Origin of the sequence: Pseudomonas sp. NFACC08-1, from assembly GCF_900106735.1 — a bacterium.
In the GTDB taxonomy this organism is placed as follows: domain Bacteria; phylum Pseudomonadota; class Gammaproteobacteria; order Pseudomonadales; family Pseudomonadaceae; genus Aquipseudomonas; species Aquipseudomonas fluorescens_Q.
This window is the reverse complement of record NZ_FNNL01000016.1, coordinates 85,101-106,492: the sequence shown is the minus strand read 5'-3', so window position 1 is coordinate 106,492 and position 21,392 is coordinate 85,101. Positions and strand designations below refer to the sequence as shown.

Sequence of the window (21,392 nt, the reverse complement as noted above, 5' to 3'; positions counted from 1 at the left end):
GCTCGGTCAATCTGATGCTCCGCGTGCTCAGGTTTTGGGGCTGCTGCGCAGCCCAGCGGGGATGAATCCCCTCGCCACAGAGGGTTTGGTGTTGTGACAGGGGGACTCAGCCACAGGGGTCAGATGCTTTCGCTGATCGGCAATACGTAGTTCTTGAACTCGGTGTCTTCCTTGAAGCCGATCGATTCGTAGGTTTTCTGCGCCACTTCGTTGTTGCTGCTGGTGGAGACACGCATGCGCACGGCGTTGGTTTCCTTGGCCATTTTTTTCGCGGTGCGGATCAGGTTGTCGGCCACCAGTTGGCGGCGGGCGTCTTCGGCGACGTAGATGTCGTTGAGGATCCACACGCGCTTGAGCGACAGCGACGAGAAGCTCGGGTAGAGCTGGCAAAAGCCCAGCAGCTTGTTGTCGTCGTCATCGGGCAAGGCCAGGTAGATCACCGATTCCTTGCGGCGCAGGCGCTTTTCAAGGAAGGCTCGGGACGAGTCCGGGTAGGGCAGTGAGCCGTAGAATTCCCGGTATTTGACGAACAATGGGGTCAGCAGGTCCAGGTGTTCCAGGGTCGCTTGGATAATCCGCATGGTAGGTCTCGTCTGCAGAGGTCGACAGATATTCAGACAACAACTTCGCGCTGCCGTGCTTTTGATGCTGCCTGAAAGCGGATCAAAAACGCAATCGGATAAACGGATCAGTTTCGGGGCGGCATGAGTAGGAAGTTACCTTTCATATCGGCAGTATTTTCCGACTCTAGAGTGTGAACCTGGGCTTCGTCCTTCAGATTGACCCCCGAGAGCTGACGGCGACAGGCTTCGCGCATCAGGTAGATCAGGCGGTGGGCCGCCATGCCGTAGCTCAGGCCTTCGAGGCGGACATTGGAGATGCAGTTGCGATAGGCATCGGTCAGGCCGACCCTGGGGGCGTAGGTGAAATACAGCCCCAGGCTGTCGGGAGAACTGAGGCCGGGGCGTTCGCCGATGAGGATCACCGACATTTTCGCGCCGAGCCGCTCGGCCACTTCATCGGCCACCGCCACCCGGCCTTGTTCCACCAAAATCACGGGCGATACCGACCAACCGTCAGCGACGATCTGTTCTTCCAGGCGCGCCAGAAACGGCAAGGTATGCCGATGCACCGCCAGCGCCGACAGGCCGTCGGCCACCACGATTGCCAAGTCCACACCGCCGGGATGGGCCTTGGCGTAGTCATCCAGAACTTGCGCAGAAACGTCGTCGAGCCGCCGACCCAGGTCCGGACGCTGTAGATAACTGTGTCGGTCAGCCGCCGCACTGTGGAGCAACAGGCTCTCACGGCCGCGCTCGCTCAGTTGCGCGCGAATGCCCTGATGATCGAACGCCAGGTGCACCGCATCGCGGGCCTGGGCGTGGGCGTATTGGAAGTCCAGTTGCGCCTGGGTCGGCAGGCTGGTGCCGGTGCGGCCCAGGGCGATGCGTGCCGGGGTGAGGTTGCGCAGGTTCAGCCAAGGGTTTTGTGGGTCGACAGGTTTTTTATCCATGGGCAGCTCACTTATCCCAGATGCGCCAAGGCGTGACGGAACGCCGGTGGCAGGTTGTCGCCGAACCGCACCCGGCCATCGGCCTGGGTGAAGATGCCCATGTTCGCCAGCCAGGTTTCGAATTCCGGCGCCGGTTTCAGGCCCAGGGTCTGGCGGGCGTAGAGGGCGTCGTGGAACGAGGTGGTCTGGTAGTTGAGCATGATGTCGTCGGAGCCGGGGATGCCCATGATGAAGTTGATCCCGGCCACGCCCAGCAGGGTCAGCAGGGTGTCCATGTCGTCCTGGTCGGCTTCGGCGTGGTTGGTGTAGCAGATGTCGCAACCCATCGGCACGCCCAGCAGCTTGCCGCAGAAGTGGTCTTCGAGGCCGGCGCGGATGATCTGTTTGCCGTTGTACAGGTACTCGGGGCCGATGAATCCTACAACCGTGTTCACCAAAAACGGCTTGAAATGCCGTGCCACGGCGTAGGCTCGCGTCTCGCAGGTCTGTTGATCGACGCCGTGGTGGGCGTTGGCCGACAGCGCGCTGCCCTGGCCGGTTTCGAAATACATCAGGTTGTTGCCGAGGGTGCCGCGATTCAGGCTGAGCCCGGCGTCGTAGCCTTCTTTCAACACGTTGAGGTTGATGCCGAAACTGGCGTTGGCCGCTTCGGTGCCGGCGATGGACTGGAACACCAGGTCCAGGGGCACGCCACGGTTGGCCGCTTCAATGGAGGTGGTGACGTGGGTCAGCACGCAGCCTTGGGTGGGGATGTCGTAGCGCTGGATGATGGCGTCGAGCATTTCCAGCATGGCGCAGATCGAGGCGGTGCTGTCGGTGGCCGGGTTGATGCCGATCATGGCGTCGCCGTTGCCGTAGAGCAGGCCGTCGAGGATGCTCGCAGCGATCCCGGCCGGCTCATCGGTAGGGTGGTTGGGTTGCAGGCGCGTGGACAAGCGCCCGCGCAGGCCGAGGGTGCCGCGGAATTTGGTCACCACGCGGATTTTCTGCGCCACCAGTACCAGGTCCTGCACGCGCATGATTTTCGACACGGCGGCGACCATTTCCGGGGTCAGGCCCGGGGCCAGTGCCCGCAGGCTTTGTTCGTCGGCGGCGTCGCTGAGCAGCCAATCGCGAAAGCCGCCAACCGTGAGGTGGCTGACGGTGGCGAAGGCTTGTTTATCGTGGGTGTCGACGATCAGCCGGGTGACTTCGTCGACCTCGTAAGGAATCAGCATTTCCTGCAGGAAATGGCTGAGGGGCAGGTCGGCCAGGGCCATTTGCGCGGCCACCCGCTCGCCATCGTTGAGCGCGGCGACCTCGGCCAGGAAATCCCCGGAACGCGCCGGGCTGGCCTTGGCCATCAGGTCCTTGAGGCTGTCAAAGCGATAGGTCTGGGCGCCGACGGAATGGGCGAATGCGGCCATGGGCGGTGTCCTCCTGATTCTCTAAAAAACTTTAATACACACCCCATAACCCTGTGGGAGTTCGCTCCCACAGGGGGTTGGTGTGCACTTTTAAATGGCAAGCACCGGACCCCCGGCCCGGTGCCGGTGCAACGTCAGATACCTGTGAGCATAGCGTCCGCCGGTGCACCGGAGCGTTGCTTGGCGGTCAGTTGGAAATACAGGTAGCCGACAATCATGAAACCGAGGAACACCAAGCCAATCACCATGTTGAACCACGCCATCGCCACCAGGCACACCACCGCCAGGAACAGCGCAATGCCCGGCACGATCGGGTAGCCCGGGGCGCGGAAGGTGCGTTCCAGGTTCGGTTCGGTCTTACGCAGCCTGAACAGGCTGAGCATGCTGATGATGTACATCACGATGGCGCCGAACACCGACATGGTGATCATCGCCGCCGTCAGCGTCATGCCTTGCAGGTTGACCAGGCCATCGCTGTAGATCGCCGCGATGCCGATCACGCCGCCGGCCAGGATCGCCCGGTGCGGGGTCTGGAAACGCGACAGTTTCGCCAGGCCACGGGGCAGGTAGCCGGCCCGGGCCAGGGCGAAGAACTGCCGCGAATAGCCGAGGATGATTCCGTGGAAACTCGCCACCAGGCCGAACAGGCCGATCCACACCAGCATGTGCATCCACGTTGAATCGTTGCCGACCACGGCCTTCATGGCCTGGGGCAGCGGGTCGTTGATGTTCGACAGGGTGCGCCAGTCACCCACGCCGCCGGCCATGATCATCACGCCGATGGCCAGGAACACCAGGGTCAGGATGCCGCTGACGTAAGCGCGGGGGATCGTGCGTTTCGGGTCCTTGGCTTCTTCGGCGGCCATGGCCGCGCCTTCGATGGCGAGGAAGAACCAGATGGCGAAGGGGATCGCGGCGAAAATGCCCGGGATCGAGGCGAGGCTGAACTCATTGGCGCCCGCCCAGCCGTTGAGCACGAAATTACTGAAGCTGAAGCCCGGCGCGACCACGCCCATGAACACCAGCAATTCGGCGACCGCCAGCACGGTGACCACCAGCTCGAAGGCGGCGGCGATGCTGACGCCGAGGATGTTCAGGGTCATGAAGATGATGTACGCGCCGACCGCCGCCAGCTTGGGGTCCAGCTCGGGGAATTGCACATTGAGGTAGGCGCCAATCGCCATGGCGATGGCCGGGGGCGCAAAGACGAACTCGATCAGGGTGGCGATGCCGGCGATCAACCCGCCTTTCTCGCCAAAGGCCCGTCGGCTGTAGGCAAAAGGCCCGCCGGCGTGAGGAATGGCGGTAGTCAGTTCGGTGAAACTGAAGATGAAGCAGGTGTACATCAACGCCACCATGAGGGCGGTGACGAGAAACCCGAGGGTCCCTGCGGTGCCCCAGCCGTAGCTCCAGCCGAAGTACTCGCCGGAAATCACCAGGCCGACGGCGATGCCCCATAAATGCAGGGTGCCGAGTGTGGGTTTGAGTTGAGTGGTAGAAGTCATAAGTCCTCTCTGTCTTTTTTATTGTTTGATCTGTTGGACTTTCGGGTTTGCTGTGGAGCGGGCACGCAAGGTTCATGCCAGAGCGGTGGGGCGGTAATTTGATGTTGTCAGTGAGGGCTCCATCGCGAGCAAGCTCGCTCCCACAGTGGATCTGTTGCCAACCCTGGAAACGAGTTATCCACAGATCCCTGTGGGAGCGAGCTTGCTCGCGATAGCTATCTAAGGGGCAAAGCAGGAGAGCCTGCCTTGCCCCAAGGGCTTAGAAGAACCCCAACGGATTGATGTCGTAGCTCACCAGCAGGTTCTTGGTCTGCTGGTAATGGTCGAGCATCATCTTGTGGGTTTCACGACCCACGCCGGACTTCTTGTAGCCACCGAACGCGGCGTGCGCCGGGTACAGGTGGTAGCAGTTGGTCCACACGCGCCCGGCCTTGATCGCCCGGCCCATGCGGTAGGCGCGGTTGATGTCGCGGGTCCACAGGCCGGCGCCGAGGCCGAACTCGGTGTCGTTGGCGATCGCCAGGGCTTCGGCTTCGTCCTTGAAGGTGGTGATGCTCACCACTGGGCCGAAGATTTCTTCCTGGAACACGCGCATCTTGTTGGTGCCCTTGAGCAGGGTCGGCTGGATGTAATACCCAGTCGCCAGATTGCCCTCGAGTTTTTCCACCTTGCCGCCGGTCAGCAGTTCGGCGCCTTCGCCCTTGGCGATTTCCAGGTACGAAAGAATCTTGTCGAATTGCTGCTCGGACGCCTGGGCGCCGACCATGGTGTCGGTGTCCAGCGGGTCGCCGCGTTTGATCTGCAGGACTTTCTTCATCACCACTTGCATGAATTCGTCGTAGATCGATTCCTGCACCAGGGCGCGGGATGGGCAGGTGCAGACTTCGCCTTGGTTGAAGAATGCCAGCACCAGGCCTTCGGCGGCCTTCTCGATGAAGCTCGGCTCGGCCTGCATGATGTCTTCGAAGAAGATGTTCGGCGACTTGCCGCCCAGTTCCACGGTGGACGGGATGATGTTCTCGGCGGCGCACTTCATGATGTGCGAGCCCACCGGGGTGGAACCGGTGAAGGCGATCTTGGCGATGCGCTTGCTGGTGGCGAGGGCTTCGCCGGCTTCTTTGCCGAAACCTTGCACCACGTTCAGCACGCCAGGTGGCAGCAAGTCGCCGATCAGCTCCATGAGCACGCAGATACCCAGTGGGGTTTGTTCGGCAGGCTTGAGCACCACGCAGTTACCGGCGGCCAGGGCCGGGGCGAGTTTCCAGGCGGCCATCAGCAGCGGGAAGTTCCACGGGATGATCTGCCCGACCACGCCCAAGGGTTCATGGATGTGATAGGCCACGGTGTTGCCGTCGATCTCGGCGGCCGCGCCTTCCTGGGCCCGCAGGCAACCGGCGAAGTAGCGGAAGTGGTCGGCGGCCAGGGGGATGTCGGCGTTGAGGGTTTCACGCACGGCCTTGCCGTTGTCCCAGGATTCGGTGATCGCCAGCACTTCGAGGTTCTGCTCGATGCGGTCGGCGATTTTCAGCAGGACCAGCGAGCGCGCCTGGGCCGACGTGGCACCCCAGGCATCAGCGGCAGCGTGGGCGGCGTCCAGGGCTTTTTCGATGTCTTCGGCTGTGGAGCGCGGGAATTCGGCAATGGGCTGGCCATTGACCGGCGAAGTATTGGTGAAGTACTGACCTTTGACAGGCGCGACGAACTCGCCGCCGATGTAGTTACCGTATTTGCTCTTGAACGAAACGATAGCGCCTTCAGTACCGGGGTGAGCGTAACGCATGATGAGTTCTCCTTGGCTTTTGTGCTTATACGGGAGGGCCGCGCAAAATTGAGCGCCGGTAATTAAGCCTAGAGCAAAGGTTGGGCCATTGCCTTGCAGGGCCCGTAAATCAAGACTTTAGGAGGAGTTGGTCGGACAAACGGATGGGGTGTGTGACGCTTGCGATACAGCAGGTGTGACAGTTTGTGCCAGATGCGAGACAGTCTGTGACTGACAGGTCGCGCCAGCATTGCATTGCCGGTTGGGCTGGAGGATGCTGGGCTTCGATCCTGGAATCCCTGGCAACTGTATTTTTGTGGCAGGACAGCTTTTGTGGCGAGGGAGCTTGCTCCCGCTGGAGCGCGAAGCGGTCCCAAGGCAGCCAACTCGGTCAGCCTGATACACCGCAAACTCAGGTTTTGGGGCTGCTGCGCAGCCCAGCGGGAGCAAGCTCCCTCGCCACGGGGTATGTGTTGGCAGGTCCAAAGGTCCTTCGGGGAGAATAATAAGAAATGCACAGCAACCACTTGAGTCGCCATGCCCAGCAAGTCCTCACGGTCACCCAGGGCAAGGCCCATTTGCAGGGCCCTGGCAGCGATCCGTCGATTGCCCGTTCCTGGCTGCGCTGCCTCGAGGATTATCACCTCGACCCGGCCCAGAACCTGGCGCCGACGGTGCTCGAACATGGCCGGGTGCTGGAAAGCCGCGAGCGCTTGCAGCAAGTGCTGCACATCGCCGGCAATGAAATGACCAGCCTGCATCAGCAACTCTCCGGCGCCGGCCACGCGGTGTTGCTGACCGACGCCCGGGGCGTGATCCTCAATTGCGTCACCGCCCCCAGCGAACGGAAGATTTTCGAACGGGCCGGCCTCTGGCTCGGCGCCGACTGGAGCGAAGCCTGCGAAGGCACCAACGGCATCGGCACCTGTTTGGTGGAGCGCCAGGCCCTGACCATCCACCAGGAAGAACATTTTCGTGGCCGCCACACCGGCCTGACCTGCTCGGCCAGCCCGGTCTTCGACCCCCAGGGCGAACTGCTGGCGGTGCTCGACGTGTCTTCGGCACGGCCGGACGTGTCGCGCCAGAGCCAGTTCCACACCATGGCCCTGGTCAATCTCTCGGCGAAGATGATCGAGAGCTGCTATTTCCTGCGTTGCTTCGACAATCAATGGCTGCTGCGCTTCCACCTGCAGGCCGAGTCTGTGGGGCTGTTCAGCGAAGGGCTGCTGGCGTTCGACGGCGAAGGCCGGATCAGCGCCGTCAACCAGAGCGCCCTCAACCTGTTGGGGCATATTCGCGGCAGCTTGCTGGGCCAGCGGGTGGAGGACTTTTTCGACTGTTCGTTGGACGAATTACTCGGCCGCGCGAGTGTAAATGCCAGTGCGAGTTGGCCGCTGCGCACCCGTGACGGCCGGCATTTGTTCGCGGTACTGCGTGGGCAGCCGCGCAGTGTGCCGGTGCCGGTTGCGCCAGCGCTCAAGATTATTGAGCCCGCCCGCCTGCCGGGCATCTGCCTGGGGGATGCGGCGTTACAGGAACATTTTCGCAAGGCGCTGCGGGTGTTCGAGCGCGATGTGCCGCTGCTGATTCAGGGCGAAACCGGCTCCGGCAAGGAAGCGTTCGCCAAGGCTGTGCACCATGCCAGTCAGCGCGCCGGCAAGCACTTCGTGGCCCTTAACTGCGCGGCCATCCCGGAAAGCCTGATCGAGAGCGAGCTGTTCGGTTATCGCGGCGGCAGCTTCACCGGCGCGCGCAAGGAAGGCATGCGCGGCAAGCTGCAACAGGCCGACGGCGGCACGCTGTTCCTCGATGAAATCGGCGACATGCCCCTGGCCTTGCAGACCCGTTTGCTGCGGGTGCTGGAAGATCGCCAGGTGGTGCCCATCGGCGGTGAGCCCGAGGCGGTGAACGTGCGCATCATCAGCGCCACTCACCGGCAGCTGCTGGATCGGGTGCAGGACGGCAGTTTCCGCGAGGATCTGTACTACCGCCTAAACGGCCTGGAAATCCCGCTGCCGGCATTGCGCGAGCGCAGTGACAAGTCGCAGTTGCTGGATTTTCTGTTGGCTGAAGAGAGTGGGGCCGAGACGGTGTCCATCGACGAACCGGCGCGCCAGGCGTTGCTGGCGTTCGACTGGCCGGGCAACGTGCGGCAGCTGCGTAATGTGCTGCGCACCCTGGCCGCGCTGTGCGACGGTGGGCGGATCGGCCTGGAAGACTTGCCGGCGATGATCCGCCAGTGCCCGGCCACGGTGGTGGTCGAAGCGGTGGCCGAGCGGCCGCTGGACGATGCCGAGCGGTTGGCCTTGATCGAAGCACTGGAGCGCCAGCGCTGGCACATGACCCACACCGCCGAACAACTGGGCATCAGCCGTAACACCCTCTACCGGAAGCTGCGCAAACACGCCATCGCCCGATAAAGTACAGACTGCTGACCGCTGTTGTGGCGAGGGAGCTTGCTCCCGCTGGGGCGCGCAGCGGCCCTGTTTTTGGGGAGGGACTGCTGCGCAGTCAGCGGGAGCAAGCTCCCTCGCCACAAAAGCCGGGTTGTACATTCAACTGTGGGAGTGAGCTTGCTCGCGATGACGGCGGCACATTCAACATCGCCGCAAGCTGACCCACCGCTATCGCGAGCAAGCTCCCACAGGTGATTTGCGGTGCTTCAGCGGCGTGAAGTCGAAACACAAGGTGCGATTTCCCCCTCCCTACGCTAACCTGCGGCCATGTTTATGAGGTCGACTATGCACATCCATATTCTCGGTATTTGCGGCACTTTCATGGGTTCGATGGCGGTCCTGGCCAAGGAGCTGGGCCATCACGTCACCGGGTCCGACGCCAATGTTTATCCGCCGATGAGCACGCAGCTGGAAGCCCAGGGCATCGAGCTGACCCAGGGCTACGACCCGGCGCAGCTGGATCCGGCGCCAGATCTGGTGGTCATCGGCAATGCCATGTCCCGGGGTAACCCAGCGGTGGAGTACGTGCTCAACAAAGGCCTGCCGTACGTGTCCGGGCCGCAGTGGCTGGCCGATCATGTGTTGCAGGGCCGTTGGGTCCTGGCCGTGGCCGGTACCCACGGCAAGACCACCACCAGCAGCATGCTCGCCTGGGTGCTGGAGCACGCGGGCATGAGCCCGGGCTTCCTGATCGGCGGCGTGCCGCAGAATTTCTCGGTGTCGGCGCGCCTGGGCGGCACGCCGTTCTTCGTGATCGAGGCCGATGAGTACGACAGCGCGTTTTTCGATAAACGCTCGAAATTCGTCCACTACCGTCCACGCACGGCGATCCTCAATAACCTTGAGTACGATCATGCGGACATCTTTCCCGATCTGCCGGCCATCGAGCGGCAGTTCCATCACTTGGTGCGCACCATCCCCAGCGAAGGCCTGGTCATCCACCCGACCACCGAGCCGGCGTTGCAGCGGGTGATCGAGATGGGCTGCTGGACCCCGGTGCAAACCACCGGTGCGGGCGGGCAATGGCAAGTGAAGCAGCTCAAGGACGACGGTTCGCAGTTCGAGGTGATGTTCGAAGGCGTGTCCCAGGGCGTGGTCGAGTGGGACATGACCGGCCAGCACAACGTCGCCAACGCCCTGGCCACCTTGGCAGCGGCCCGGCATGTCGGCGTGGTGCCGTCCATGGGCATTGCAGCGTTGAGTGCGTTCAAGAGCGTGAAGCGGCGGATGGAGAAAGTCGCCGAGGTCAACGGCATCACTATTTATGACGACTTCGCCCACCACCCAACGGCCATCGCCACTACCCTCGACGGTTTGCGCAAGCGCGTCGGCGATGCACCACTGATTGCGATCATCGAGCCGCGTTCCAACTCCATGAAGCTCGGCGCGCACCGTGATGGCCTGCCGGAAAGCGTGGTCGATGCCGACCAGGTGATCTGGTACGCACCGGCCAACCTCGGCTGGGACCTCGGCGCCACCGCCGCGCTGTGTACGGTGCCGTCGATTGTCAGTGATTCCCTGGAAGGCATCATCGAGCGCGTGAAGAGCCAGGCCCAGCCCGGCACCCACGTGGTGATCATGAGCAATGGCGGCTTCGGCGGCCTGCACGGCAAACTGGCCGAGGCCCTGAAATGAACACTCACTTGGAGGGCAGTGGCCCGGAACGCATCACCTTGGCGATGACCGGTGCTTCCGGTGTCCAGTACGGCTTGCGCCTGCTCGATTGCCTGGTGCGGGAAGACCGCGAGGTGCACTTTCTCATCTCCAAGGCCGCGCAACTGGTGATGGCCACCGAGACCGACGTGACCCTGCCGTCCAAGACCCAGATGATGCAGGCTTTCCTCACCGAATACACCGGTGCGGCGGCGGGGCAGATTCGCGTGTATGGCAAGGAAGACTGGATGTCGCCGGTGGCCTCGGGCTCCGGGGCGCCGGCGGCCATGGTGGTGGTGCCCTGTTCCACCGGGACGCTGTCGGCGATTGCCACCGGGGCCTGCAACAACCTGATCGAACGGGCCGCGGACGTCACGCTCAAGGAGCGCCGCCAGTTGATCCTGGTGCCGCGGGAAGCGCCGTATTCGAGCATTCACCTGGAGCACATGCTCAAGTTGTCGAACATGGGCGTGACCATCCTGCCGGCGTCGCCGGGTTTTTATCACCAACCGCAGACCATCGATGACCTGATCGATTTTGTGGTGGCGCGGATTCTCAATCTGCTGAACATCCCCCAGGACATGTTGCCGCGCTGGGGCGAGCATCATTTGAGCAGCGATGAATAAGCTGCTGATCATGCTGCTGGCGCTGCAGCTGACCGGCTGCGCCACCGCCCGCACCCTCGACGCCGCCAAGCCCGGTGCGCCGGTGGTGTACGCCGGCACGCGCCTGGATCTGTACGCCCTCAACGGCGGCTGCTGTGCCAAGGACCGCTTTGGCGCCGAGGCGCCGAGTTACCCAGGTCTCGATCTGCCGGGCAGTGCGTTGCTCGATACCTTGTTGTTGCCGTTATCGTTGTTCACGGCGATAGGCGTGGGGTTTCAGGCGACTGGCGGGTTGTAACAAACACCACGGAACCCCGTGGCGAGGGAGCTTGCTCCCGCTGGGCTGCGAAGCGGCCCCAAGCTTCTGGGGTTGACTCAAATCCGAAGGCGACTGCTGCGCAGTCGAGCGTTCTGCGTGGTGAGCAGATAACCTGTGGCGGGGCAGATTCTCTGTGGCGAGGGAGCTTGCTCCCGCTGGGCTGCGCAGCAGCCCCAATCTTCTGGGCTTGATTCAAATCCGAAGGCGACTGCTGCGCAGTCGAGCGGGAGCAAGCTCCCTCGCCACAATAAGCGCTTGGCTTTGGATCGGTGGGACGCCCATCGCGACCAGGCACCACATACCTATTTGCCCAGCTTACGCAACTCATCCGACTCCACCACCCGCACCCCGTCCTGCTCTTCCAGCGCCAGACGCCACATGGCCCGGGCCAGTTGGCAGGCTTCGATGCCGTGGTACTTGCCTGGAATCAGCTTCGACAAGGGCCCGGCCAGTTGCTCGGCCAGGCGCGGTTCAACCCGGTCGCCCAGCAGCAGGGAAGGCCGGCAAATGGTCAGTTGCGGCCAGCCCTGGGCCTTGAGTGCAGCCTCCATTTCGCCTTTGACCCGGTTGTAGAAGATCGATGACTTGGCGTCGGCCCCCAGTGCGCTGATCACCACCAGGTGCCGTGCGCCCAACTCCCGGGCGCGCTTGGCAAACGCCACGACCAGGTCCAGGTCTATCGCGCGGAAGGCGGCTTCAGAGCCGGCTTTCTTGATGGTTGTGCCGAGGCAGCAGAAGGCGATGTCGACCTGGCCACTGAGTTGTGGCAGCACCTGGGCCGGCTCCCCAACCGGGTTTTCCAAGTGTGGATGTTCAGCCAGTGGCCGGCGTGAAGGCGCCAATACGCGAGTGATGGTCGGCTCATTGAGCAGCCGGTCCAACAGGTGTTCCCCGGTCAGCCCGGTAGCACCGGCGAGCAAAACATGCTGAGGCGTCAAGTACATAGTGTTTCCCCCTTGATACGGTTCAGCTTAGTTGCTCTTTGTGGCCTCGTCGTTCAATGCAGCACTTTGCAATGCTTTACGTGCCTGCTGTTTGCGCAGCAGTTGCCAGTGGGAAAGGACCGTCCTCGGCGCCCACATCTGCGGTTCGGACGCTTCGAAGTTGTCGGCCTGTTCGCGTTCGGCAACGGTGGCCTTGGCGCGCTTGAAGGCCTGCTCCAGGTCGTCGGTCTGGTTCAATGCCTGGGCGAACAGCGCATCGCCAAAATAGGTGAAGTTGGCTTCCTCGGAGCAGCCGAAGGACACTCGGTCGGCCCGGGAGGCGGTCATGATCAATGTGCGTTCATCCTTGAGTGCCGGGATGAAGCCGCCGGAATAACAGGCCGAGATCACCACGATCTTGTCGCGGTTCTTCAGTGGCGCCAGCACCACGGCCAGTTCATCGGCGGGCAGGTCGGCCAGTTCCATGCGCGGCTGGTCGAGCACCAGTTCATGTTCGCTGGTGCCGTGGCTGGTCAGGTAGAGGAAGATAAGGTCTTCCGGACCACTGCGTTCGGCCAGCGTGGCAGCGGCGCGGCGCAGGCTTTCGCGGCTGGCCATGGGCCGGTCGCCGAGGTGATCGCGGTGGTTGACCAGGCGGATCTGCCCGAACGCGCCGAAACGGCTGGTGAGCATGTTGGCGACATAGTCGGACTCGCGCAGGAATACGCTTTGCTTGCCGTCGCCGCCCAGGGTCAGGCTGTACAGCTCCACCGCCGGGGTCGAGGCCGGGATGTTGGCGAGGGCATCGTCCAGCAGGCGGCCTTGGGCCAGCAAGCCGAGTTCGAGCACATCCGGCAGCAGCCTGCCATCCGCGTCGCGCACCCGTTGGCCGTTGGCCCAGGTGCCGCTTTGCACGGTGCCGTCGGTCAGCACCAGGGTGCCGCGCCCGTGGTAGCTGTCGCTTTCGAACTGGCCGACGTAAAAACTGCCGTCGGGCAGGTTCAGGCGGCCCTCGCCGGTAAAGCGCCAATCATTGAATTGTCCGAGATAGTGGCTGCCGTCGGCGCCGATCAGTTCGCCCTTGCCGGTCAGCGCGCCATCCTTGAATTGGCCGATCCAGACATCGCCGTCGGCATTTTCGTAGCGCCCGCGACCGTTGAGCTGGTTGTTCTTGAAGCCGCCGATGTAGACATCGCCATCGGCACTGTTGAAGGTGCCCTTGCCCTGCAGTTGCCCGTCGACAAAATGCCCGGTGAACTGGTTGCCGCTGGCGTCGAAGCGCTGGCCTTCACCGTTGGGTTTACCGTTGGCGAAGGGGCCTTGGTACTGGCTGCCGTCGTCGAGTTCCAGGCGTCCGAGGCCGGAATAGCGGTCGGCCTTGAACTCGCCCCGGTAGGTCATGCCGTTTTCCTTGAGCATCCCTTCACCGTCCCGTCGCCCGAGCTTGAAGCCGCCGGTGTAGCTGCTGGTCGGTGTGGTCAGGCTGCCCTGTCCGTGGAACAGGCCCTGCTGGAACTGGCCGCGATAGACCTCGCCATTGCTGCCATGCCATTCCCCGGTGCCGTGCCACTGGCCTTTGTCGAACTGCCCGGCGTACCAGCTGCCATTGGGGTAATCGATGCGCCCCTGGCCTTGTAGCAGCCCGTCCACCAGGTCGCCGCGATAGCGTCCGCCGTCGGGCAGGCGCGCGTCGGGAGGCAGCGGCGATTCGCCGTTGCCACAGGCGGTGAGCAGCAGGGATAGGGTCAGGGGAACGAATAAGCGCATAACGGGATCCAGATCGTCAGGCGACGAGTATGCCGCAGCTATGCGCGTTGAACATAGAGAAGCGATGCGAAACTGCACGAGCGGTTTCGCGATCGCGCAGGTTTACACGAAGCAGAGCGACAGCGGCTCGGCGATGTAGGCCGGTTTTTCCGAACCTTCGATCTCCAGCGTGGCGGTGGCCTTGAGCAGCCATTGGCCAGGTTTTTTCTCGGTGACTTCCACCAGGTCGACCTTCAGCCGGACCCTGGAATCGACCTTCACCGGTTGGATGAAACGCACGCTGTCCAGCCCGTAGTTGACGACCATTTTCACGCCCTCGGGCAGGATCAGGATGTCTTCCATCAGCTTGGGCATCAGCGACAGCGACAGGAAACCGTGGGCAATGGTGCTGCCGAACGGGGTCTGCGCGGCCTTGACCGGATCGACGTGGATGAACTGAAAGTCGCCAGTGGCTTCGGCGAACAGGTTGATGCGGTCCTGGTCGATGGTGAGCCATTCGGAACGTCCAAGTTCCTTGCCGACATAATCTTTGAGCGCTGCAACGGGGACGTAGGGCATTGAGACTCTCCTTGGGTTCATCTGTTTTACTTTTTTTTTCTGGAGCGGGGATTGGCATCCCCGGAGAACCACTGTAGATCAACATGGCGCGCAAGTAAGGTCACCGAACATGCTTTTTACGAATGCCGACCCATAGCGTGGGCATGCTTATAATGCCGGCGCGTGTGCGTTTGATTCCGTGGCGAGGGAGCTTGCTCCCGTTGGGCTGCGCAGCGGCCCCATTTTTTTATGAGCGCTGCGCACTCAAGCGGGAGCAAGCTCCCTCGCCACACCGTCACGCCGTGAACCGAATTGGCGCGTTCATTGGATCTGTTGCAGGGGAGAGAGCGGATGTTGCTACGGGGCCTGACCTGGCTGGTGCTGTTTCAATTGCTGGGCACTGCGATCAATCATTTGTTCCTGCCCGTGTTGCCGGGGCCGATCATTGGCCTGCTGTTGCTGCTGGGCTATCTGGTCATGCGCGGCGAAGTCAGCGAACCGCTGAACCTGGCCGCCGGCAGCCTGCTGCGTTATCTGCCATTGCTGCTGGTGCCGCCTGCGGTGGGGGTGATGGTCTATGCCCGGGCCATTGCCGCCGATTTCTGGGCCATCGTCGGTGCGTTGACGTTGTCCCTGGTGCTGTCCGTGGCGTTGACGGGGGTGCTGATGCAGCGCCTGGCCCGGCGTCACATCGCCGCCCCGGAGGACAGCCAATGATGCTCGACTGGCAAGGTGCCTGGACCTCGGTGATCCACCATCCGCTGTTTGGCATCGGCATTACCCTGGGCGCCTATCAACTGGTGCTGGCGGCGTTCGAAAAGACTCGCTGGGTGTTCCTGCAACCGGTGCTGATGTCGATGGTGCTGTTGATCGTCGTGCTGGTCGGTTGCGGCATCGACTATGCCGAATACCGCAAGAGCACCGAGATCCTCAGCATCCTGCTGGGGCCGGCCACGGTCGCCCTGGCGGTGCCGTTGTATTTGAACTTGCGACGGATCCGGCAGTTGTTCTGGCCGATTTTTACTACGCTGGTGATAGCCGGAGTGTTTGCCACGGGCTCTGCTGTGGTGTTGGGCTGGGCTTTCGGTGCCGAGCACATGATTCTGATGACCATGGCGCCCAAGTCCGTGACCTCGCCGATCGCCATGCTGGTGGCCGAGCAGATCGGCGGTGTGGCGGCGATGGCGGCGGTGTTTGTGTTGATTACCGGTGTGCTCGGGGCGATCCTCGGTCCGGGCATTCTGACGAAGCTGGGTGTCCACAGCCCTGAGGCCCGGGGCATGGCCCTGGGGCTGGCGGCCCATGCGGTGGGTACGTCGGTGGCATTGCAGGAAAGCGAGGAGACAGGCGCCTTCGCGGCGCTGGCGATGAGTCTGATGGGCGTGGCCACGGCGGTGTTGCTGCCGTTGGTGGTGTCGATGACGGTTTAAGGAACTGGTTATGAGCTTGCCGCTTTTCCCGTTGAACACCGTGCTGTTCCCCGGTTGCATCCTCGACTTGCAGATTTTCGAGGCGCGTTACCTCGACATGATCGGGCGCTGCATGAAAAAGGGTGAAGGCTTCGGCGTGGTGTGCATCCTCGATGGCGAGGAAGTCGGTATCGCGCCTGAAGGCTACGCGCGGGTCGGTTGTGAGGCGCGTATCACTGATTTCTCCCAGCAGGACAATGGTCTGCTGGGCATTCGCGTGCAGGGCGGGCGGCGCTTTATCGTCCATGGCAGCAGCGTCCAGGCGGATCAACTGACGGTCGCTGAAGTCGAGTGGCTGGAAGAAGAACCGGAGCAACCGCTGCAAGAGGAAGACGCCGACCTGGTGGCGCTGCTCAAGGCCCTGGCCGAGCACCCGATGGTCGAGGCGCTGAACATGGGCACCGAAGCGACCGGTCAGCAGTCGCTGGCCAATCAACTGGCTTACCTGCTGCCGTTCAACGAATTGGACAAGATCGACCTGCTGCAACTCGACGACCCGCAACAGCGCCTGGATGCGATCCAGGCCTTGCTCGATGAACTGCAGGGCGAACTCTTTGCCTGACTCAACTCATATTTCACTGAGTAACACTGATCCCACATGGATCTCCAGTGTTCATTGGCGCGCCGCTCAATAGGCATACCGCAACATCGCATGCGGCAAGTGCCGCAGCGCGAAGAAGCTGAACACCGCCACCAGCGCCGGCAGGATCAGCCACCAGACTTTCGGCGACATGGCCGGTAGCGGGGTCTGGCGCTGGCTCAACCACAGGGCGGCCGCACAGATGCTGGCGGCGAGCATCGCCCCGGCGACGATGTCGCTCGGCCAGTGCGCCCCTAGGTAAACCCGCGACAGGGCGATGGCCAGCGCCGGCAGGCAGCCCAGCAGCAGCCAGGTCAGGCGCAGGCGTGGCGGTTGGCCGCGGCCGGCCAGGACGGCGAGGGTCAGGAACAGCGCGAATGCCCCGGAGGAGTGGCCGCTGGGCATGCTGTAGCTGGTCAGCGGGTCGGTGAGGATTTCCGGGCGCACACGGGCAAAGAAGTGTTTGCTCCCAGTATTGGCCAGGGAGGTGAGCAGCATCGTGCCCCCGGCAAAGATCGCCTGCCGCCATTGCCGTGCCAACAGCAATAACCCGGTCAACAGGCTGCAGACAATCAGCATGTAGCGGAATTCGCCGATCAGCGTGAAGGTCACGGCGATTTCATCCAGCGTCGCGCTGCGATGCTCCTGGACGAGGGCCATCAAGCCTTGGTCGAACGCCGTCAGGTAGCGAAAGCCGATGAACAGGCCGATCAGGATCACCAGGCCAAGGCCGGCGATCAGCGCCGTGGCATGGCGATGACGACGCAGGCTGCTGTTGACGCTCAGCCCGATCATTGCCGCGATGCTGCCGATGACCACGCCGGCCTGTGGCCAGAAGCCTTCAGGCAGCGGCAGGCGAAACGCCGCCCCGGTGGCCCAGCCCGGCAGCAGGTACGCCACGGTCCAGCCCGCCGCGGCCAACACGCTGACGGCGGCGAAGCGTGGGAACGGCATGTCGCACATTCCGGCCACCATCGGCAACATGGGCCGTAGCGGGCCGATAAAACGCCCCACCAGCAGGCTGGCGATGCCGTAGCGCTGGAAATAGTTTTCCGCGGCGCTCATCCATTCCGGGTGATGCCGCAGCCCGGGCAGGCGGCGGATGTTCTGGTGGAAATGCCGACCGAGGAAGTACGACACCAGGTCCCCGAGCAGCCCGCCAAGCAGGCCCAGCAGCAACGTCTCGCCCAAGGACAACGCGCCGCTGCCGGCCAGCACGGCGATGGCAAACAACAGCACGGTACCCGGCACGATCAGGCCGGCGATGGCCAGGCACTCCACGCAGGCGACGATGAACACCGCCACCGCCAGCCATTGCGGGTTGACGGTCAACCAGCCGGTGATGCTATCGAGCCATGGGCCCATAAATACAACTCCATTGAGTATTGATTGGCATGCACCGAATTCCCTGTGGGATTGTGTTGCGAACACAAAAGCTATGGCCGCTGAAGATCAACTGTGGGAGCGAGCTTGCTCGCTCCCACAGGGGGCGGTGTTTTCATCCAAGCAAGAAATAATCGCGACCTTCGACCTGCCCCCGTCGCAGCGGGTTCCGGGTGCACCACGGTGCGTAGGCGGCGTCGACGAAGCGGTAGGGTAAATGCTCGTCCCGTCCCAGGGGAATACCCAGGCGGGTGGTCTGGATCACGTTGACCGTCGGCACACCCACATCTTCCACCAGCAAGCGCTCGGGGTCGAAGCGTTTGGCGTCCCAGTCCGGCACTTTCAGGCCCAACGCTTTGCACAGCAAGGTCTGGCCGGCACAGAGCTTTTGCGGTGTACGCGGCCGACCTTGGGCATCGGGGTTGTTGAGCAGCATCTGCGCCAGGCTCGCCGGCCCGGAAAGGGCATCGACCCACGGGTAGGCCGATTTGATCAATACGGCGTTGCCTGGACCCTGGGCGCTGAAGTTCAGCGAATCGCCGCCCCGGGCGTAGTACATATAGATGTGGCCGCCATCCAGAAACAAAGCCTTGCGCTTTTGCGTGTAGCCCAGCGAGGCGTGGCTGCCTTTTTCGGCGAAGTAATACGCCTCGGTCTCGATGATCCGCGCGCCGAGCCACAGGTCACCGACCTTGTGACGGATGACTTTGCCCAGCAGGTCCTTGGCAAGCACCTGGGCGTCTCGATCGAAAAAGGCGTGGGGCAGGGCGTTGGGCGATGGCAAATCGGTCATGGCGATAAACAAAGGGAGGCCAAAGGAAGCGCGATGATAGCAATGGAAAGCTTAATCACCGCTGAACAGTCGCTTCAACCAGCTGTTTACGCCTGTTTTGCTGCTCCGCCGGTCACCACTGTGAGTCCATGCTGTTAGTCGAGGGTTACGACAGCTATAATCTGCCGCTTTCCTCATCGCCAAGACCACACAGACCATGACTGAGTCCGTTCTTGACTACATGACCCGCCTGGGTCGCGCCGCTCGCCAGGCGTCGCGCATCATCGGCCGGGCCAGCACCGCGCAGAAAAACCGCGCCCTGCAGGCCGCCGCCAATGCGCTGGACGCTGCGCGTGCCGAGTTGTCCGCTGCCAATGAACTGGACCTGGCCGCCGGCCGGGCCAATGGTCTGGAACCGGCCATGCTCGAACGCCTGGCGCTGACCCCGGCACGCATCGACGGCATGATCGTCGGTCTGCGCCAGGTCGCGGCCCTGCCGGACCCGGTCGGGGCGATCCGCGACATGGGCTACCGGCCATCAGGCATTCAGGTCGGCAAGATGCGTGTGCCCCTGGGTGTGGTCGGGATCATCTACGAGTCGCGGCCGAACGTGACCATCGACGCCGCCAGCCTGTGCCTGAAGTCGGGTAACGCGACCATCCTGCGTGGTGGCTCCGAGGCGATCCATTCCAACCGTGCCATTGCCGCCTGCATCCAGCGCGGCCTGGCCGAGGCCGATCTGCCGGCGGCCGTGGTGCAAGTGGTGGAAACCACTGACCGTGCCGCAGTCGGCGCATTGATCACCATGCCCGAGTTCGTCGATGTCATCGTGCCGCGTGGTGGCAAGGGCCTGATCGAGCGGGTCAGCCGTGACGCCCGCGTGCCGGTGATCAAGCACCTGGACGGCATCTGCCACGTCTACGTCAGCGCCCACGCCGAATTGCCGAAGGCCCAGCGCATCGCCTTCAACGCCAAGACCTACCGTTATGGCATCTGCGGCGCGATGGAAACCCTGTTGGTGGATCAGGCCGTGGCCAAGGACTTCCTGCCGTCGATGGCTGCCCAGTTCCGCGAAAAAGGCGTCGAGCTGCGCGGTTGCGAGCGCACCCGGGCGATCATCGAGGCCGTTGCGGCCACGGAAGAAGACTGGGACACCGAATACCTGGCGCCGATCCTGTCGATCCGTGTGGTCGACGGGCTGGACGAGGCCATCGAGCACATCAACCGCCACGGCTCGCACCACACCGACTCCATTGTCAGTGAACACCTGGGTGAAACCCGGCGCTTCGTGGCCGAAGTGGATTCGGCGTCGGTGATGATCAACACCCCGACCTGCTTCGCCGATGGCTTTGAATACGGATTGGGTGCCGAGATCGGCATTTCTACTGATAAGCTGCACGCCCGCGGCCCGGTGGGCCTCGAAGGCCTGACCTGCGAGAAGTACATCGTGGTCGGTGACGGCCAGTTGCGCGGACAGGAGCCAGTCTGACTTGGGCGATCTCGACCCGTCAGCCGCTGTGACGACGACAACTGCGCCCCGGCGCATTGGCATCCTGGGCGGCACGTTCGACCCGGTGCACATCGGCCATTTGCGCGGTGCGTTGGAAGTCGCCGACGCCCTGGCCCTCGATGAGCTACGCCTGACGCCCAGCGCCCGGCCGCCGCACCGGGATACGCCGCAGGTGTCGGCGCAGGACCGCCTGGCGATGGTCGAGTGCGCGGTGGCCGGTGTGGCGCCGTTGGTGGTGGACGCCCGCGAATTGCAGCGGGACAAACCGTCCTACACCATTGATACCCTGGAGCTGATGCGCGCCGAACTGGCCGCTGATGCCCAGGTTTTTCTGCTTCTGGGCTGGGACGCATTTTGCGGCCTGCCCACTTGGCATCGCTGGGAAGAGTTGCTCCAGCATTGCCACATCCTGGTGCTGCAACGCCCGGATGCCGACAGCGAGCCGCCGGATGCCTTGCGCAACCTGCTGGCGGCCCGCTCGGTGAGCGACCCGCTGGCCCTGAAAGGGCCGAGCGGACAGATTGCATTCGTCTGGCAGACGCCGCTCGCGGTATCCGCCACCCAGATCCGTCAACTGCTGGCCAGCGGTAAGTCGGTACGTTTCCTGGTGCCCGACGCGGTCCTGGCCTACATCGATGCGCACGGGCTTTACCGTGCGTCGAACTGAAAAAGGTGTGCTTCAAGGCACGTGAATGCGTGTAGCGAAGCGCCCGAACATACGAGCAAAACGAGTTTTATATGACTGACAAAGACGTAAACAAAGTAAAGCGCAAAGGCACGTTCAAAAGCGCCCCGCTGCCGGTAGAGGCCCACACCGGCGTCGTACTGGCCGGTGAAGAACTGGTCAAGGTCGCCGTTGCGGCCCTGGAAGACGTCAAGGCCCAGGACATCCAGGTGATCGACGTTCGTGAAAAGCAGAGCATCACGGACTACATGATCATCGCCACCGGTACCTCCAACCGCCAGATCGGCGCGATGCTGGACAAGGTCCGCGAAGCGGTCAAGGCCCAGGGCGTCAAGCCGCTGGGTGAAGAAGGCAAGGGTGACAGCGACTGGGTACTGCTGGATATGGACGACGTCATCGTGCACATGATGACGGCCTCGGCGCGCCAGTTCTATGACCTGGAGCGCCTGTGGGCCGGTGCCGAGCAGAGCCGTTCGGCCAGCGCCGCGCACCACAGCCCGGAAAACCCCCATGAGCACTTCACCAAGCTCAACAAAGACCAGCAATAAGG

The 21,392-nt window shown here is 62.9% G+C and carries 20 protein-coding genes; 10 read left to right on the top strand and 10 right to left on the bottom strand.

What is annotated here, in order from left to right:
- Positions 1–119: 119 nt before the first annotated feature.
- From BLU76_RS26190 to BLU76_RS26170, 5 genes are all read right to left on the bottom strand, one after another.
- Entirely contained in the window at positions 120–581 is a 462-nt protein-coding gene (locus BLU76_RS26190; RefSeq protein WP_063324211.1) for a GNAT family N-acetyltransferase, read from the bottom strand.
- Positions 582–688: 107 nt separating this feature from the next.
- A complete protein-coding gene (gene eutC, locus BLU76_RS26185; RefSeq protein ID WP_092225020.1) occupies positions 689–1,513 on the bottom strand; it encodes an ethanolamine ammonia-lyase subunit EutC in 825 nt (274 codons plus the stop codon).
- Positions 1,514–1,524: 11 nt separating this feature from the next.
- Positions 1,525–2,919, bottom strand: coding sequence for an ethanolamine ammonia-lyase subunit EutB (locus BLU76_RS26180; protein ID WP_092225018.1), 1,395 nt, complete (start codon positions 2,917–2,919; stop codon positions 1,525–1,527).
- A 134-nt stretch (positions 2,920–3,053) separates the two neighbouring features.
- Positions 3,054–4,424 carry an ethanolamine permease gene (eat, locus tag BLU76_RS26175; RefSeq protein WP_092225016.1) on the bottom strand — a complete coding sequence of 457 codons (1,371 nt, stop codon included), beginning with the start codon at positions 4,422–4,424 and terminating at the stop codon, positions 3,054–3,056.
- Positions 4,425–4,683: 259 nt separating this feature from the next.
- The gene (locus tag BLU76_RS26170) at positions 4,684–6,204 is read right to left on the bottom strand and encodes an acetaldehyde dehydrogenase ExaC (protein WP_072345441.1); all 1,521 of its coding nucleotides are present in this window, start codon (positions 6,202–6,204) and stop codon (positions 4,684–4,686) included.
- A gap of 491 nt (positions 6,205–6,695) precedes the next feature.
- On the opposite strand from BLU76_RS26170, the gene BLU76_RS26165 reads away from it, so the two are divergent.
- The 4 genes from BLU76_RS26165 to BLU76_RS26150 all read left to right on the top strand — a co-directional run bounded on the left by BLU76_RS26165 (position 6,696) and on the right by BLU76_RS26150 (position 11,195).
- Entirely contained in the window at positions 6,696–8,603 is a 1,908-nt protein-coding gene (locus tag BLU76_RS26165; protein ID WP_092225013.1) for a sigma-54-dependent Fis family transcriptional regulator, read from the top strand.
- Between the two features lie 321 nt (positions 8,604–8,924).
- Positions 8,925–10,274, top strand: coding sequence for a UDP-N-acetylmuramate:L-alanyl-gamma-D-glutamyl-meso-diaminopimelate ligase (mpl, locus tag BLU76_RS26160; protein ID WP_092225011.1), 1,350 nt, complete (start codon positions 8,925–8,927; stop codon positions 10,272–10,274).
- Positions 10,271–10,918, top strand: coding sequence for a flavin prenyltransferase UbiX (gene ubiX, locus BLU76_RS26155; RefSeq protein ID WP_063324218.1), 648 nt, complete (start codon positions 10,271–10,273; stop codon positions 10,916–10,918). The genes mpl and ubiX overlap by 4 nt, the downstream gene beginning before the upstream one ends.
- A complete protein-coding gene (locus BLU76_RS26150) occupies positions 10,911–11,195 on the top strand; it encodes a YceK/YidQ family lipoprotein (protein WP_092225009.1) in 285 nt (94 codons plus the stop codon). Before ubiX ends, BLU76_RS26150 begins: the two co-directional genes overlap by 8 nt.
- A 323-nt stretch (positions 11,196–11,518) precedes the next feature.
- Here the strand turns inward: BLU76_RS26150 and BLU76_RS26145 are convergent, their stop codons facing one another.
- From BLU76_RS26145 to BLU76_RS26135, 3 genes are all read right to left on the bottom strand, one after another.
- On the bottom strand, positions 11,519–12,160 hold the full coding sequence (locus tag BLU76_RS26145) for an oxidoreductase (protein ID WP_003205912.1): 642 nt from the start codon (positions 12,158–12,160) through the stop codon (positions 11,519–11,521).
- 27 nt (positions 12,161–12,187) lie between these two features.
- Positions 12,188–13,906 carry a C13 family peptidase gene (locus tag BLU76_RS26140; protein WP_092150498.1) on the bottom strand — a complete coding sequence of 573 codons (1,719 nt, stop codon included), beginning with the start codon at positions 13,904–13,906 and terminating at the stop codon, positions 12,188–12,190.
- A 102-nt stretch (positions 13,907–14,008) separates the two neighbouring features.
- Positions 14,009–14,464 (bottom strand): MaoC family dehydratase, encoded by a 456-nt coding sequence (locus BLU76_RS26135; RefSeq protein ID WP_092150495.1) that lies wholly within the window; start codon positions 14,462–14,464, stop codon positions 14,009–14,011.
- A 330-nt stretch (positions 14,465–14,794) separates the two neighbouring features.
- On the opposite strand from BLU76_RS26135, the gene BLU76_RS26130 reads away from it, so the two are divergent.
- From BLU76_RS26130 to BLU76_RS26120, 3 genes are read left to right on the top strand one after another with little or no spacing between them, the layout of a single operon-like run.
- Positions 14,795–15,160 (top strand): CidA/LrgA family protein, encoded by a 366-nt coding sequence (locus BLU76_RS26130; RefSeq protein ID WP_063324221.1) that lies wholly within the window; start codon positions 14,795–14,797, stop codon positions 15,158–15,160.
- Complete coding sequence (locus BLU76_RS26125; protein WP_092225007.1) at positions 15,157–15,873, top strand: LrgB family protein; 717 nt, start codon at positions 15,157–15,159, stop codon at positions 15,871–15,873. Before BLU76_RS26130 ends, BLU76_RS26125 begins: the two co-directional genes overlap by 4 nt.
- A 10-nt stretch (positions 15,874–15,883) precedes the next feature.
- Positions 15,884–16,474 carry an LON peptidase substrate-binding domain-containing protein gene (locus BLU76_RS26120; protein ID WP_014340384.1) on the top strand — a complete coding sequence of 197 codons (591 nt, stop codon included), beginning with the start codon at positions 15,884–15,886 and terminating at the stop codon, positions 16,472–16,474.
- 66 nt (positions 16,475–16,540) lie between these two features.
- Here the strand turns inward: BLU76_RS26120 and BLU76_RS26115 are convergent, their stop codons facing one another.
- Complete coding sequence (locus tag BLU76_RS26115; RefSeq protein WP_092150492.1) at positions 16,541–17,857, bottom strand: bifunctional DedA family/phosphatase PAP2 family protein; 1,317 nt, start codon at positions 17,855–17,857, stop codon at positions 16,541–16,543.
- A gap of 133 nt (positions 17,858–17,990) precedes the next feature.
- Positions 17,991–18,668 (bottom strand): DNA-3-methyladenine glycosylase, encoded by a 678-nt coding sequence (locus BLU76_RS26110; RefSeq protein ID WP_092150489.1) that lies wholly within the window; start codon positions 18,666–18,668, stop codon positions 17,991–17,993.
- Between the two features lie 196 nt (positions 18,669–18,864).
- On the opposite strand from BLU76_RS26110, the gene BLU76_RS26105 reads away from it, so the two are divergent.
- The 3 genes from BLU76_RS26105 (at position 18,865) to rsfS (ending at position 21,390) form a co-directional block, all read left to right on the top strand.
- The gene (locus BLU76_RS26105; protein ID WP_092225005.1) at positions 18,865–20,136 is read left to right on the top strand and encodes a glutamate-5-semialdehyde dehydrogenase; all 1,272 of its coding nucleotides are present in this window, start codon (positions 18,865–18,867) and stop codon (positions 20,134–20,136) included.
- A 1-nt stretch (position 20,137) separates the two neighbouring features.
- The gene (gene nadD, locus BLU76_RS26100; protein ID WP_063324226.1) at positions 20,138–20,824 is read left to right on the top strand and encodes a nicotinate-nucleotide adenylyltransferase; all 687 of its coding nucleotides are present in this window, start codon (positions 20,138–20,140) and stop codon (positions 20,822–20,824) included.
- Positions 20,825–20,895: 71 nt separating this feature from the next.
- A complete protein-coding gene (rsfS, locus tag BLU76_RS26095) occupies positions 20,896–21,390 on the top strand; it encodes a ribosome silencing factor (protein WP_003205895.1) in 495 nt (164 codons plus the stop codon).
- Positions 21,391–21,392: the final 2 nt, after the last annotated feature.